This is a genomic window from Candidatus Eisenbacteria bacterium (assembly GCA_035712145.1).
Taxonomy (GTDB): Bacteria; Eisenbacteria; RBG-16-71-46; order RBG-16-71-46; family RBG-16-71-46; genus DASTBI01.
This window is the reverse complement of record DASTBI010000180.1, coordinates 1-14,202: the sequence shown is the minus strand read 5'-3', so window position 1 is coordinate 14,202 and position 14,202 is coordinate 1. Positions and strand designations below refer to the sequence as shown.

The 14,202-nt window shown below is 66.1% G+C and carries 10 protein-coding genes; 4 read left to right on the top strand and 6 right to left on the bottom strand.

Going from position 1 to position 14,202, the window contains the following annotated elements:
• From VFQ05_12240 to VFQ05_12230, 3 genes are all read right to left on the bottom strand, one after another.
• On the bottom strand, nucleotides 1–2,726 hold a 2,726-nt coding region (locus VFQ05_12240), incomplete at its 3' end, for an FG-GAP-like repeat-containing protein (protein HET9327534.1).
• A 561-nt stretch (nucleotides 2,727–3,287) separates the two neighbouring features.
• On the bottom strand, nucleotides 3,288–3,926 hold the full coding sequence (locus VFQ05_12235) for a class I SAM-dependent methyltransferase (GenBank protein ID HET9327533.1): 639 nt from the start codon (nucleotides 3,924–3,926) through the stop codon (nucleotides 3,288–3,290).
• Nucleotides 3,927–4,103: 177 nt separating this feature from the next.
• Nucleotides 4,104–4,352 (bottom strand): T9SS type A sorting domain-containing protein, encoded by a 249-nt coding sequence (locus VFQ05_12230; GenBank protein ID HET9327532.1) that lies wholly within the window; start codon nucleotides 4,350–4,352, stop codon nucleotides 4,104–4,106.
• Nucleotides 4,353–4,481: 129 nt separating this feature from the next.
• Between VFQ05_12230 and VFQ05_12225 the strand changes: the two genes are divergently transcribed.
• Complete coding sequence (locus tag VFQ05_12225) at nucleotides 4,482–6,926, top strand: hypothetical protein (protein HET9327531.1); 2,445 nt, start codon at nucleotides 4,482–4,484, stop codon at nucleotides 6,924–6,926.
• A 60-nt stretch (nucleotides 6,927–6,986) separates the two neighbouring features.
• Here the strand turns inward: VFQ05_12225 and VFQ05_12220 are convergent, their stop codons facing one another.
• Nucleotides 6,987–9,305 (bottom strand): protein kinase, encoded by a 2,319-nt coding sequence (locus VFQ05_12220; protein HET9327530.1) that lies wholly within the window; start codon nucleotides 9,303–9,305, stop codon nucleotides 6,987–6,989.
• A gap of 100 nt (nucleotides 9,306–9,405) precedes the next feature.
• Nucleotides 9,406–10,632 carry a hypothetical protein gene (locus VFQ05_12215; protein HET9327529.1) on the bottom strand — a complete coding sequence of 409 codons (1,227 nt, stop codon included), beginning with the start codon at nucleotides 10,630–10,632 and terminating at the stop codon, nucleotides 9,406–9,408.
• A gap of 360 nt (nucleotides 10,633–10,992) precedes the next feature.
• Between VFQ05_12215 and VFQ05_12210 the strand changes: the two genes are divergently transcribed.
• From VFQ05_12210 to VFQ05_12200, 3 genes are all read left to right on the top strand, one after another.
• Entirely contained in the window at nucleotides 10,993–11,682 is a 690-nt protein-coding gene (locus VFQ05_12210) for a cation transporter (GenBank protein ID HET9327528.1), read from the top strand.
• A gap of 397 nt (nucleotides 11,683–12,079) precedes the next feature.
• Nucleotides 12,080–12,709, top strand: a complete 630-nt coding sequence (locus tag VFQ05_12205; GenBank protein HET9327527.1) for a pyridoxamine 5'-phosphate oxidase family protein — start codon at nucleotides 12,080–12,082, stop codon at nucleotides 12,707–12,709.
• 167 nt (nucleotides 12,710–12,876) lie between these two features.
• The gene (locus tag VFQ05_12200; GenBank protein ID HET9327526.1) at nucleotides 12,877–13,749 is read left to right on the top strand and encodes a GGDEF domain-containing protein; all 873 of its coding nucleotides are present in this window, start codon (nucleotides 12,877–12,879) and stop codon (nucleotides 13,747–13,749) included.
• Nucleotides 13,750–13,824: 75 nt separating this feature from the next.
• Here VFQ05_12200 and VFQ05_12195 read toward each other — a convergent pair.
• Nucleotides 13,825–14,202 (bottom strand): hypothetical protein (locus VFQ05_12195; protein HET9327525.1); only part of this gene is annotated, 378 nt, incomplete at its 5' end.

Here is a 14,202-nt window from a genome sequence, read left to right as displayed (position 1 = left end):
TTCAGAACAGCCACGCGTGCCGTTGACACGTTGGGGCCCTGCTTGAGGCATACGAAGTAGATCCCCGGCGTGATCGGTCGTTCCGAAAGCTCCAGCGTGTGAGCGCCCGCTCCGAGCTTGCCGACGTCGTGCGCGGCAAGTCGACGACCGTTGAGGTCGAAGAGTCCGAGCACGGCGGGCGTACCGCTCGAGAGTGTAAAGCGAACGGACACGCGGCCACCGCGCGCCGGATTGGGCAGCTGTGCGAGGCCGAACGCCACCGGCGAGCCACCCGGCACCGACACGGGCAAGGGCTGCACCACCTCAGCGACCAAGGGTGCGATGCTGCCGGCGCGCCGGCCGTCACCGCTGTAGATCGCCGACAACGACCGCACCCCGGGACGATTCATCGCACGCGCCAACGTCGCGGTGCCCGTGTAGAGAGTCGGCGAGCTACCCGATGCGGACCACGATACCGGGGCGGAGCCGAGCAGCGTGGTCCCGTCGAAGAAGCTCACGGTGCCGACCGACGGCGCGGTAGGGACGATGCGCGTGGGCTGGACCGTGGCGGTCAGCGTGATCGAAGATCCCTGCGTCACCGGATTCGGCGCCGCGGCTAGCACGGTGCGCGTTGGCGAAGGTGTGAGCAGGATGGAAACGCCCGGGAACGCGAGGTCGGGGCGGCCGTCCCCGTTCACATCACCCAGCGCGACATCCCCCATGCCAAACAGCGATCCATGCCTGTCGATGCGAGGTCCGAACCCGCCCACGCCGTCGCCCAGGAACTCGCTCAACTGCCCCACGGAAAAGCCCGAGCTGTCCGCCCTGCTGGCCACGGCCAGGTCCAGCCGGCCGTCACCCGTCAGGTCTCTCATTCTGATCGGCAATGGGATGGCGGTGCCGACCTGGGTGTTCGCCGGCAGTGCGTAAGTGGTCGGTGTCGTGCCGAATCCGGTGCCGGTGTTGAGATAGACCAGCACGGTGCGAGAGTGGGTCGTGACCGCCAGGTCCGGCTTGCCATCCCCGTTCAGATCGCCGAGCGCCACGCCATAGGGGCCCGTACCGGGAGGGGTGAAATCGGTCCGCGCCGGATGGGGAATCAGCAGGACGTAAGGCAACACGCTCACGTTGGTGGCGTTCCCCGTGACGAAGTCGGTGTGCCCGTCGCCCGTCACGTCGCCGACGGCGATCGTCCGAGGCATGCTTCCGGTGAGATAGTTGAAGGCGCCGGCACCCCCATCGCTTTGATAGGTACCGTCGCCGTTCGACATCATCAGGGTCACCCGGCTGGGGCTCATGACCAACGGTGCGCTGCCGCCCTCCACGAAGGTCCCGAACACCATGTTCAGCGGGGTGGTCGGCGTTCCGGCGTCGGATCGCGGCCCGAACGTCCCGTCCCCTTGATTGACGTAGGACGACATCGTCGCGTCGCTCCCGTTGGTGACGACCATGTCGAGATTGGCATCACCGTTCGCATCTCCGAACGCCACGGCATTCGGTCCGTTTCCGGTGGAGTACCCCGTCCATGCGCCGAACCCGGTGGCCGTCGTGAGACAAACCGAGACTGTGTTGGTGGCGTTATTCGTGGCCCCGATGTCGGCGAGGCCGTCGCCGTTCAGGTCGGCCATCGCGATCCCGCCGGCGGACGCGACTGGAAGATTGATGCGCTGTCCCACCATCGGCGCGGCGAGCAGAACTGACGCCGTGTTGGAGCCGTAGTTCGCGGTCACCACGTCGAGCTTGCCGTCGCCGTTCACGTCCCCGATCGCGCCCCACTCGGGATTGTTGCCGCTCGCGAAATCCAACTTGGCAGCGAACTCACCCGCGCCGTTGCCCTGCAGCACCGAGACGTTGTGGGAAAGGAAGTTCGCCACGACGAGATCGGGCCGACCGTCACCGTCCATGTCCCCGATGCCGTTCCAGCGCGGATCGTTGCCGGTCGCGAAGTCGGTCTTCGCCCCGAATCCCCCACCTCCGTTGTTCAGGAGCACCGACACGGTTGCCGAGCCCTGGTTGGCCACAGCCAGGTCGGGCACGCCGTCGCTGTTCACGTCGCCAGCACTCACCCACCGAGGATTCGTCCCGACCGCATAGTCGGTCTTGGTGCCGAACCCACCGGCGCCGTCCCCCATGAGGACCGAGACCGAGCTGGCGTTGAAGTTCGCGGCCACCAGGTCCGGCTTCCCGTCGCCATTGAAGTATCCGATCGCGACCGAGACGCAGTTGGTTCCGGTTGCGAAGTCGGTCCGTGGCGCGAATCCACCGCTGCCGTTGCCCAGCAGCACCGACACCGAGCTCGAGGAGTAGCACGACACCACGAGGTCGGGCTTTCCATCGCCGCTCACGTCCCCGATCGACACGGTGTTGGGCCCCGCCCCGGTTGCGAAGTCGGTCTTGGCGCCGAACCCACCGGCCCCATTGCCCAGCAGCACGGACACGGTGAAATCGTTGGCATTCACCACCACCAGATCCGGTTTCGCGTCAGCGTTCAGGTCACCGATCGCGACCCCGTAGGGAGCGTTCCCGGTCGCGAAGGTGGTCTTGGCCCCGAATCCGCCACCGCCGCTGCCTAGCAGCACCGATACCGTGTTGGCGGTCTGGTTGCTGACCACCAGATCGGGGATGCCATCGGCATTCAGATCCCCGAGCTCACACGAGTAAGGGTTATTGCCGGCGGCGTAGTCGAGTTTGACCCCCACCGTGAATTGCGCCCGCGCGGGCGCGGGCCACGCCACCGCCAGGCACACGCATGCCCACAACCCAAGCGCCCCCAAGTGGCCACGGAGCGCCGAGATCGTGGATCGCAGCCCGCACTGAGTTTCCAACGAGGAAGAGGAAAGACGCGAAAAAACGCCGCAAGCGCGACGAAGAGCCATGCGAGAATCCTCGAGCGGTCGCGCGGGTCGGGCAGCGGCGAAACGTCTCTGGGGGACGTACACGGTGTGCGCGGGAGGCGACCGATCCCCACCATGTCTGCGGCGATCATACTCTGTCTGGGACCAGGACGATCGACTAATCTCAACGGCATGCCACCGCGCGAAGTGCCGGACACGGACAAGGCGCGCCCGCTCGGGAACGAGCTGGCGAAGCTGCGGGTCAATGCGGAGCTATCGTCGTCCGCAGCCGCTGGAAGCCTCGGTATCCAAGAAGACACTCTGAGCGAAATCGAGTGTGGAACAGCGCAGGCATCCACGCCGCTGCTCGCGAATATGGCCAGGCTTTACCACACGAGTCCCTTCCTGGTGGTGAAAGCCTATCTCGCTGATCGACGTGCGTAGTTCTGTTCGCTAGGGATTGCTACGGCTGACTCAGCGGCCCAATTCGTCCCGGCGACCGATGAGGACCGCGTAGCCCGGTTCCCCGTTGCGGGGTTCGGAACCCTCCGCCTCGATCACGAATCCGGCTTGCTCGAACCAGTCACGGTAAGTCTTCACATCGGCGTGGCTCCAGTACATGGCCGCGCCACTCACGCCGCGAAAGTTCGGCTCGATCCGGGTCGATGCCAGCTTGCCCACGATCGCGAGCAGCCGGCCGCCGGGCGCCAGCCAACCGGACACGCGCTCGATCACCACGGATTGCTCGGGCAAGGGCAGGTTGATGAGCGAGTAAAAGGCGATCGCGGCGTCGAAGGATTGCGGCTCGAACTCGACTGCAGCCATGTCGGCGCACAGAAATTGCGCGCTTGGCACCAGGCGGCGCGCCCGCGCGATCTGCACCGGCGAGATGTCCACACCCGTCACGCGATAACGACGGGCGAGCTCGCGGCTCGCTGGAACGCCGCAGCCGCACCCGAGGTCCAGGACCCGACTTCCCGCCGCAAGGGTGCGCGTCAGCCGCGACAACCAGTGGGCGTACCCGGAGCGCGGGGACGTGAACTCGTCACCGCGATAGGCATATGAGGCACGATCGTAGCCTTCGCGAACGATGGTCTTGGGATCTTTGTTCATGCGGGCTCCAGGACTCTCAACCCCTGGCGTGCTGGGCGGGGGCTGTTGCTCGGAACCTATCATGGGTCCGACTTGGACCCGTCGCCAAAGGCACGCACCGCCGCCACAGGAACATCGTCGGCGCCCCGAAGGAACGGAGTCCTCGGGGCGCCGCGCGAATCTCTGCCGTGTATCGAGCTACTCGATCACTGCCACCCGCGTCGTCTGCCGGTTCGCGCCCTGGGTCAACCGCACCCAGTAGAGACCGGGCGCCACACTGCGGACCGCGGCGAGATTCACCGTGTGTCGCCCCACACCCAATGAGCCGACCTCGCGCGCCAGCACTCGCCGCCCGCTCACGCGCAGCAGCTCCAACCGGGCGGCGGCTCGCGTCGGCAGCGCGAACGCCACGTGGAGACCCCCTCCAATCGTTGGGTTCGGCCGCACGCCCTCGTCCAGTTTCTGGAAGAACCAGCGAGCAGAAACGGCGATGCACTCTTAGCACTGGGACGTAGACTAATGAGGACCATTGCGGATCGCGGTCCAGCGCTTCGACAACCACCGCCCGGAGGCCAAGTGAGCCACGAGATCGATCACCACGTGGGCCGGTTTCGACCAGGCGTCCCAGCTCGTTCCTTGGCCGTGGTGCGCCTGGCCCCATGGGTGTGCGGTGCGCTGATCTTTGCTGAAGTGGCCGGCGCCCAGAGCGTTCGGCAGGAGCTCCACGTGACCAACGGGTCCGTCTTCGCCCAGGCCGTCTCTGGAAATACCTTGTACATCGCGGGGTCGTTCACCGCGGTGGGACGGGCCTCGGGAACGGGAGTTCCGGTCGACGCTACGACCGGCTCGGCGCTGCCTGGGTTCCCCAAAGTCGCGGGACAGATCCATGCAGTGGCCCCCGACGGCGCCGGAGGCTGGTACATCGGCGGGTTCTTCAATGCGGTGGGTGGTGTGCCGAGGACGAACCTCGCTCACATCCGGGCGGATGGAACCCTCGCGCCCTGGAATCCCGACGTGGACAACGCCGTGAGGGTGCTCGCCGTGAGCGGCAATACGGTGTATGCGGCCGGATTCTTCACGACCCTCGGGGGTCAGCCTCGGGATCTGCTCGGGGCCGTGGACGGGACGACGGGCTCGGCCACGGCCTGGATTCCCAACCCCAACGCGCAGGTGACGGCTCTGGCCGCGAGCGGATCGACGGTGTACGTGGGTGGCACGTTCATCACCATCGGAGGCCAGGCACGCAGCCGGATCGCGGCGCTCGATGCCTCGAGCGGGCTCGCGACGTCGTGGAATCCAGGGGCCAACAGCACGGTCAACGCCATTGCCGTTCATGGAGGCGTGATCTACGCCGGCGGCATGTTCACCTCGATCGGCGGTCAGATGCGCAATCGGATCGCGGCTCTGGATCCCGTGACCGGCCTTGCCACCTCGTGGGATCCCAATGCAAGCGCCACCGTGAGCCTGCTGCTTCCCGATGGTCCGACGGTGTACGCCGCCGGCAACTTCACCACGATTGGTGGTCAGACGCGGATCGGTCTCGCGGCCCTCGATGCGTCGACCGGCCTTGCCACGGGCTGGAATCCGAGTCCGAGCGGCGCCGTGACGTCTCTGGTCCTGACCGGGTCGACCCTCTACGCCGCGGGATTCATCAATAGCATCGGTGGGCAGATTCGTTCCTTCGCCGGAGCCGTCGACGTGACGACCGGACTCGCCACCAGTTGGAATCCCAGACCCAACAACCCAGTCAACGCCATGGTCCTCGGAACCCAGGGACTCTTCCTGGGCGGGACGTTCGCGAGTATTGGAACATGGCAGACGAGAAATCGGCTCGCGGCGTTGGATCTGACGACGGGTGAAGTGAACGCGTGGAATCCGAATTCCAACGGCGCGGTCGAAGCTCTGGTCGTGAGCGGCAGCACGGTCTACGTCGGCGGCAACTTCTCCACCGTCGGTGGACAGACGAGAAACTTCCTGGCGGCGCTCGATGCGACCACGGGTCTCGCCGCGGCGGGATGGAATCCCAACCCGAGCAGCACGGTCAACGCACTCGCGGTCGGTAACGGAACGCTGTACGCCGGGGGCAGCTTCTCGACCATCGGCGGGCAGCCGCGCGAGCGACTCGCAGGGCTCGATCTCGCGACCGGGCTCGCCACGAGCTGGAATCCGAACGCCACCAGCACCGTGAATCGGTTGAGGGTGAGCGGCAATACCGTGTTTGCGGCCGGATCGTTCACGTCAATTGGAGGCCAGGCTCGCACCCGGCTCGCGGCAATCGACGCGACGACGGGGCTGGCCACGAGCTGGAACCCCGCTCCCAACAATCAGGTCCTCGCTCTCGAGGTCGATGGAAGCACGGTCTATGTGGGTGGACTCTTCACGTCGATCGGCGGTCAGATGCGTAACCGGCTCGCCACGGTCGATGCCAATACCGGCTTGGCCTCCGGCTGGAACCCGGGGGCGAGCGGCCAGGTCAATGTGCTCGCCGTGGAGGGAGGCACGGTGTACGCGGGGGGGTTCTTCACGACCATCGGGGGTCAGCCACGCAACCGGCTTGCGGCGCTGGACGCGACCACCGGCTCGGTCGACCCGTCGTGGAACCCCAACGCCACAAGTGCACCCAATGCGCTGACCCTGAACGCGGGCACGGTCTACGCAGGTGGAGAATTCACCAGCATCCGCTACACCCCCGCGAGCGGAATCGTCGGTCTTGGAAACGTGGTCCTCGCCGTGCCCGACACTGAGTTGCCGAGGCGCTCCGCTTTGCTGGAAATGGTCTCTCCCAATCCCGCCGTCTCCTTCGCTCGGCTCCGCTTCCGCCTTCCGGCTTCCGGAGTCGTGAACTTGGCCATTCACGACCTCCAGGGCCGCGAAGTCGAGACGCTGTTGAGCAACGCGCCCCTTCCACCCGGAGCTCACGAGCTCACGCTCGATTCGCGGCGGTTGCGACCCGGCCTCTACTGGTGCCGACTTCAGTCAGGTGCTCTGCTCGACATGAAGAAGTTCATCGTGTGTCGGTAGCCAGTCGGCGAGATGTCCACTCCCGTCACCCGATGATCTCATTCGAGTTCCGGTCCTGAGCTAGTGCCGGGGGTGCAAGGAGGGCTGCGGCGTGGGAGAGCCGTCATCCGCGAATCGCTCGTACCGCTTCCGCGCAGAGGCCATCAACTCCTGGAAGCGCCCAGTCGGGCGAAGGCTCTCGAGGAAACGGTCGTGTTGGGTGAAGTAGACGTAGTCGACCCAGCCCCGAGCATTCACCGCATGCTCCAGCCAGCTCATGGCCTGGTCCGTCTCCCCCACCAGAGCGTAGGCCCCCGCCATCAGGTAGGCCCAGTACTCATCCGACTCCGCCATGGCGCGCTCCGCCGCGCTCGGGCTCGACTGCACAGCCGTTCGGTCGCCGGTCAGCGCGCGCCAGAAACGGACCGCGACCATCGCCAGGGGATCGTCCGGTAGCTGGTGCTCCAGCCACTCGAATTGGCTCATGGCCTCGGCACTGCTCTCCCGCCCCGCAGCCGCGAATGCAACGGCCGCGCAGACCCGGCAGATGGTGCTCCGTGGATCGAGCTCGACCGCCCGGCGGTGTGTGGGGATCGCCGCCGAGGGGTCGCCGCCCAGCGAGTAACTCAGCCCGAGCAGGCAGTGATTGCTGGCCTTCAGCGGGTCCAGCTCGACGAGCCGGGTCAGGACCTCCCGCATGGGACCGATGCGCCCGCCCAGCAGATACGCTCCGCCGAGCTGGTGCATCGCATCCGGATTGTTGGGCTCGACGGCGCAGGCCCGGCTCAGCAGCCGAACGGCCTCTCCGGCCTGGCCACGGCGATAGGCGACCTGTCCCATGATCGAGAGCCCCCACGCCGAGTCTGGCTTCAGCTCGAATGCGCGCCGGGCGCAGTCCTCCGCTTCCCGAAGGGTCGTCTCCTCGTCGCCGACCAGCAAGGTGGGCGACCAGGCGTACACCGTGCCCAGGATTCCGTAGAGCGCCTCATGGGGGCCGACGACGGCGAGCCCGTGCTCCGCGAGGGCTCGAGCCGCCACCATCCCTTCGGCGGTGTACCGGTAGTACTCCTGCCGCGCGCGCTGGTAGTACTCGAAGGCGCGGATATCCGCGATGGGCCGCTCCGCGATCTCGCGATTCTCCGGTGGTGACAGGGTGATCTGCAGTGCTTCCACGATCTGGCGCGACAGCTTCTCCTGCAGGTCGAACACGTCGTCGACCGTGCCGGAGTACTTCTCGGCCCACAGGTGGCCATCGGTCTCGACGTCGATCAGCTGAGCCGTGATCCGAAGCGTGGAACCCGCGCGGCGCACGCTGCCCTCGAGCGCGTAGCGGACGTTGAGCTCCCGCCCGATGCGCCGGAGGTCCCAGCCTGTGTCCTTGAGCTTGACGGACGAGGTCCGGGAGATGACGGTGAGCGCTCGGACCCGTGAGAGGTCGGCGATCACCTCTTCCATCAGACCGTCGGCGAAGTAAGCGTTGTCTGGATCGGGACTCATATTGGCGAACGGCAGCACGACGATTGCTTTCTTCGGCGGGGCCGCGGGCGTCTCGGGAGCCTCGAGGGCCGCCAGGAACTCCAGAACGTTCCCGAACCGGTCCGCGGGGATCTTGGACAACGCGCGTTCGGTAGCCACTCGGACGGTGGCCGGCACGCCGGGGCGAAGCGTCGTGAGCGGCGGCACCGGGTCGAGGATCTGCCGCGACATCACCGCGAGCACGTCGGGCCCGGTAAAGGGCGGCTGACCCGCGAGCAGCTCGTAGAGAAGACAGGCGAGGCTGTATTGATCGGACCGGGCGTCGACCTCGCGGTCGCCTCCGGCCTGCTCGGGACTCATATAGGCGGGGGTCCCCATGCTGAAGCCCGTTCGAGTCAGCGGGCCGCCGGCCGCGAGGCCCGCCGCGCGGGCGATGCCGAAGTCCGCGACCAGTGCGTGGCCTTGCGACAGCAGGACGTTCTCGGGCTTCACGTCGCGATGAATCAGCCCTTGGCCATGGGCGTAGTGCAGCGCCTCACCGACCTCTCGGACCAGCCGCAGTGCGTCCGCGACCGGAAGCGGGCCCTCGCGGGCGAGCCGCTGCCGCAAGCTCTCGCCGTCCACGTACGGCATCACGTAGAACGGCCGCGATGGCATCTCCTCGGTGGCGCCGGAGTCGAGCAAGGGGAGGATGTGAGGGTGCTGGAGCCGCGCCAGGATCTGGATCTCGAGCAGGAAACGTTGGGCAGCTTCGCCGAAGACGATCTCCGGGTGCAGGACCTTGATCGCGACCGGGCGGTCGTGTTTGAGATCGCGGGCCAGGTACACCACCGCCATCCCGCCACGGCCCAGCTCTCGGGTGACCGTGTAACGCGCGTTGACACGGATCGATTCGAGGACGGGGCCGTTGCCTGGGCGAAGCATGGATTGAACGATAACGGATCGGGCCTTCGTACCAACACCCATAACCCAGCGGGCGCCTGGCAAGAATGACGTCTACCGCAATCCGGGCTCCACGTTCATATCAGCGCAAGATCACGAACCGCGCCGTCCGAGAAGGATCTGAAGCTGAACGCAAGCGGGCAAAGTACATGCCCGGACGGCATCCATCCTGATGCCAGTCCCACGCCACCACCCGTGACTCCGAGCTCGCCCCCAGATGCACATGGCCGACAAGTCTGCCGCTCACGTCGTAGATGTCCAACGCGTCGCCCGGGTTGTGCGTTCCAACTGCGAAGCGCACCGGCCCTCGGGTCGGGCTCGTGAGCACCCGCGGAACGCTGGCCTGTTGCCGTCCAATGTCCCCCACGCTGGTCGCACCGAGCGGGGGTTGCCATTCGGCGTTCCAGCCATTCGTGATGATGGTGCCCGATGCGCTGCCGTCGGCCTGAGTCCAAACGACATCCATCGTCGGCGACGTGTAGACGATCCGTTGGCCATCCGGCGACCATGAGCTCCGCGTCTCGAACGCCGCTAGGCCCAGAATCGTCAGACTCGAGCCGTCCTCGTTCATGACGCCAAGTCTCGTGACGGACCCGTCGAGGCCGATCCTCTGAACGATCGCGAGCGAGAGTCTCGTCCCATTTGGGGCCCATGCTGGCTGCAGATAATCGATGCGATCGAAGATGTTGCCGTTGGTCAGACGGGTGAAGCCAGATCCATCCGCGTTCACCACGTAGATGTCCCACGAAAAGTCATAGGCGACAAAATCACTTGATAACGCGAGCCGCGCACTGGTCGGCGACCAATCCGGCTGGCCGTCCCAGCCCGGCGCCGAGAACAAGAGAGATGAGCTCCCGGACCACGCACCCACCTTCCAGATGTTCAAGCTGCCATTCTCGACCGTCTCATAAGCAATCGTGTTGCCGTCGGGTGACCAAGTCGGGTGTTCGCTGCCAGTGGCGGAGAACGTGCGCTGTACCACGTTGGAGCCGTCCGCGTTCATCACATAGATCTCGAAGCTGCCGGTGCGTTTACTCTGGAACGCGATGTGCTGACGATCCGGGGACCAGGTCGGGAACTCGTCTCTGCCCGCGTTGTTCGTCAAGCGAGCCAGGCCGGTGCCGTCGACGTTGACCGTGTAGATCTCGGAGTTGCCATCGCGCGCCGAAACGAACGCGATCTTCTCGGTCTGCGAGTCGGCAGGACGGGGGATGCTGACGAGCGCCAGGCTCGTTGCCAGCGCCCAAGGAACCAGCAGGCGCCTCACGCTGAAGCGACGTTCGCCGCAATCCATAGCAATCTCGGACATGGTCGACCTCGGAAATGAACGCTCAACGTTCGGCCCAGATTCGGGCTCATGGCCACCGGCGGCAGCCCGTGCCGAAGCCGCCGTCTTGCTCTCTTCACGTCCGATAGCCCGAAACCGAACTACCCACGGGAGGAGACGTCTTCGGGCGCAAGATATCGACGCTCCTCTCCCATCGACGGCTGGAGGCGGGACCGCATAATATCGATCTTCGCGCTGGATCCCTGCGGCGTGCGTCTACTTGTGTAAGCTCCAGGCGGGCGCGCGGGTCGACTTCAAGAGGATCGTTCACGTGCGGTGAGCTGCTTCGCAGATTCGGATACCGCGACTGGACCAGCGGCCCGTTTGGAAGGCGGTCGTCGCATGATTGAGGTTCCCGCGTCGCACGAGGCAGGCCCGGATCACCCGGTGGCGCGATCGGCGCCGGGCGAATCGATCCGAGAACGGGCCCTGAGGCGCGGAGTCGCGCTGGAAAACCTCACCGTTGCGTGGAACGTCGTGGAGTGCCTGGTCGCCGTGGCTTCCGGCCTGGCCGCGGGCTCGCTCGTCCTCATCGCCTACGGATTCGATTCGCTGATCGAGGCCTTGAGCGGCGGCATCGTAGGCTCCCGGCTCCGCAAAGAGCTGCGAGGTGTCGGCGGGCCGGAGCTCCGGACCCTCGAGCGGCGCGCCGCCCGGGCAGCAGGAGCGCTGCTCGTCCTGCTCGCCGCAACCGTAGCGGTCGAGTCCGGCCGACGACTGCTTGGATCGGGCATCCATCCCGACAAGAGCCTCGCGGGAATCATACTGACCGCGACCGCGGCGCTCGTGATGCCGCTGCTGGGGTGGAGCAAGCTGCGGCTCGCCCGGCGCCTTTCGAGCGACGCTCTTCGCATCGAGGCGAAACAGACCATCGCATGCGCCTGGTTCTCGCTGACCACGCTGGCCGGGCTACTGCTGAACGCGACGCTCGGGTGGTGGTGGGCGGACCCTATGGCCGCTCTGGCGTTGGTGCCCTGGATGGCACGCGAGGGCCTCGAACCATGGCGTTCGCCGGATCGGCTGCACCCATAACCGAGAAGTGTGGTGCGGCCCGAGTTCAAGAGGCCATCGGGGATCGGCCGACCATCGGTTCCGCTCGTCGGGCCCCGCCCGCATGACCATCGCGCGCGCGAAGAGCGGCAGCTCGGCGTGGCTGTCAGAGTGACAGGTCAGTCGAGCGAGCATCCTCTTGATTCTACTTCCGCCGAGGAGAGCCACTTCGACGTAACTACTGGCTGCTGTTCCTCTTCTCGTGCATCGACCTCCGGAATCGCCGTCGTCGCAGCGATGGCACGCCTGATGCGGTCCGGAGCCATCAGGCTGGGCGACTTCTGCTGGGGGTTACTGCGACCGGGGACGCGGCGGAGTGACCTGGTCCATGACTTCGGGCCTCCAGGTGGGCCGAGGCCATGACCGATGCAGGTGGGTCATGCTGATCCGTGAGATGAGCAGGGAACAGTGCTTCCGGATCCTGGCGAGGGCGAGGTTGGCGAGGTTGGCTTGCGCGCTGGAGAACCAACCTTACGTCGTTCCCGTTTACTTCGCCTTCGATGAAGTGCTCGGGATTCTGTACGGCTTTACGTTCCCTGGCCAGAAGGTCGAGTGGATGCGGGCCAACCCGCGGGTCTGCGTCGAGGTGGACGAGATCGTCGCCGGCGACCAATGGACGAGCGTCATCGGAATCGGGCGATACGAAGAGTTGCCAGAATCCGCAGCGAACGACGTTCCGCGCCTCCCGTTCCGAGAGCGTCCGCCCGACAGCGGTGATAGCCAAAGGGATGATGAGCAGGGATCCCATGACGAGCGGGAACGTGCCTGGCAGCTCCTCAAGACCATTCATCCTGTGTGGTTTGAACCGTCTTGCACGGCTTGGGCAGCCCGCGTCCACCGCGACCCCACCGAGCCAATCATTCCTATCTACTTCAGGATCCGCCTCGACCACGTCACGGGGCACCAGGCTACTCCGGGCCCGGGAGATGCTCACGCTGTGCCAGCCACTTCTGCAGGGCGATGGGATCGGCTGCGCGGGGCACTCATGCGCGTGTTCGGCGGCAGGTGACAGGGAAGTTCGGGTTCATCGCGAAGCATCGAGGGGGGTGGCCGGTTGGGGCTGCACGGAGGCGTCCCCGGGGGTATCCTGGCCGCCTGCGCACACGGGGAGTCCTCATCCTGAGCAGCGCGGGGGGTGAAGATCCGCGGCGCGTTCTTCTGCGCCGTGCGGACGCCATGGACAAGATCCAGGACCCGATTGGTTCTCGCGATTTCTGCCTCGCGTTGTTCGAGGCGGCTCCAGATGCCATCGTCGTCGCCGACGCCAAGGGTCGGATCGTGATGGTCAACGCCCAGGCCGAGAAGATGCTCGGGTACTCATGCGACGAGCTCCGCGGCCGGTGGATCGAGGTCCTGGTCCCGGAGCGTCTCCGCGCCGCACACGTCCAACACCGTTCGGCGTACGAGGTGGCGCCCGCGGTTCGCCCGATGGGCACCGAGCTCGAGCTGCTCGCCCGGCGGAAGGACGGCAGCGAGTTCCCGGCGGAGATCGCTCTCAGCCCCCTCGTCGGCGACTTCGGCCGGCTCACGATCGCGATCGTGCGCGACGTCACGGAACGCCGAAAAACCGAGGAGGAGCTCCGCTACCTTTCCGGACACGATGTCCTCACCGGCCTCTCCAATCGGCATCTCTTCGAGGAGCGGATGTCGCGTCTGGCACAAGGCCGCCAGTTCCCCGTCAGCATCGTGGCCTTGGATGTGGACTCGTTGAAGCAGATCAACGATCACTCGGGCCACGCGGCTGGGGACGAGATGCTGAAGCGTTGCGCCGTGGTGCTGATCCAGGCCTTCCGGGCCGAGGACACGATCGCCCGAGTGGGCGGAGACGAATTCGCGGTGCTGCTGCCCTCGGTCGGACACCATGGTGCGGCCGCTGCCGCCGATCGCCTGCGACGGCTGCTCGCCAAGCACAATGCCGCGACGAATGGACCGGCGCTCAGTTTCTCGATCGGCGTCGCAACTGCCCAGCGGGGCCAATCACTCCCTAAATGCCTCGCCAAGGCCGACCGGGCCATGTACCGCGACAAGCACTCCCACGCCGCACGATGAGCTTGAGCTCAACCCAACGTCCGTTCATGGACGCAGGTCCCGCCAAAGACCCGCGAGCAACCGACCACTTGGGGATCAGCGGTCACGGATGGCCCATCCCGACACCAGCGACATGCGCTGTCCGTCGCGATCCAGGGAGACCGCGAAGTTCATCGGCACGCGAATGCCGCCGACCTTGAACGACTGACCGCAGGCCACCACGATCGCGCTGCTGGCGCCGTTGGGACTGACCGTGAAGCTCGGGCCCACGCCGAGCTCTCCGCCGTTCGGCAAGCGGACGCCGAAGATGAACGTGGCGTTCGGAATCACTCGGTCATTCTCGATGCCGCCGGCGAGCAGGACGGTCTCGAAGACGAAACTGGGCCCGCTCCTTCCCGATGACGTCTGTTTCTCGAAGTGCCACCCGAACTGCGACACTGGCGCGCCGCCACTCGGGTCCCACGTCATGCCGAA

Coding starts and splice junctions, on each gene's coding strand:
- VFQ05_12220 (HET9327530.1), bottom strand. CDS start 9,305: ATGCTTCGCCCAGGCAACGGCCCCGTCCTCGAATCGATCCGTGTCAAC.
- VFQ05_12210 (HET9327528.1), top strand. CDS start 10,993: ATGATTGAGGTTCCCGCGTCGCACGAGGCAGGCCCGGATCACCCGGTG.
- VFQ05_12205 (HET9327527.1), top strand. CDS start 12,080: ATGCTGATCCGTGAGATGAGCAGGGAACAGTGCTTCCGGATCCTGGCG.
- VFQ05_12215 (HET9327529.1), bottom strand. CDS start 10,632: ATGTCCGAGATTGCTATGGATTGCGGCGAACGTCGCTTCAGCGTGAGG.
- VFQ05_12200 (HET9327526.1), top strand. CDS start 12,877: ATGGACAAGATCCAGGACCCGATTGGTTCTCGCGATTTCTGCCTCGCG.
- VFQ05_12235 (HET9327533.1), bottom strand. CDS start 3,926: ATGAACAAAGATCCCAAGACCATCGTTCGCGAAGGCTACGATCGTGCC.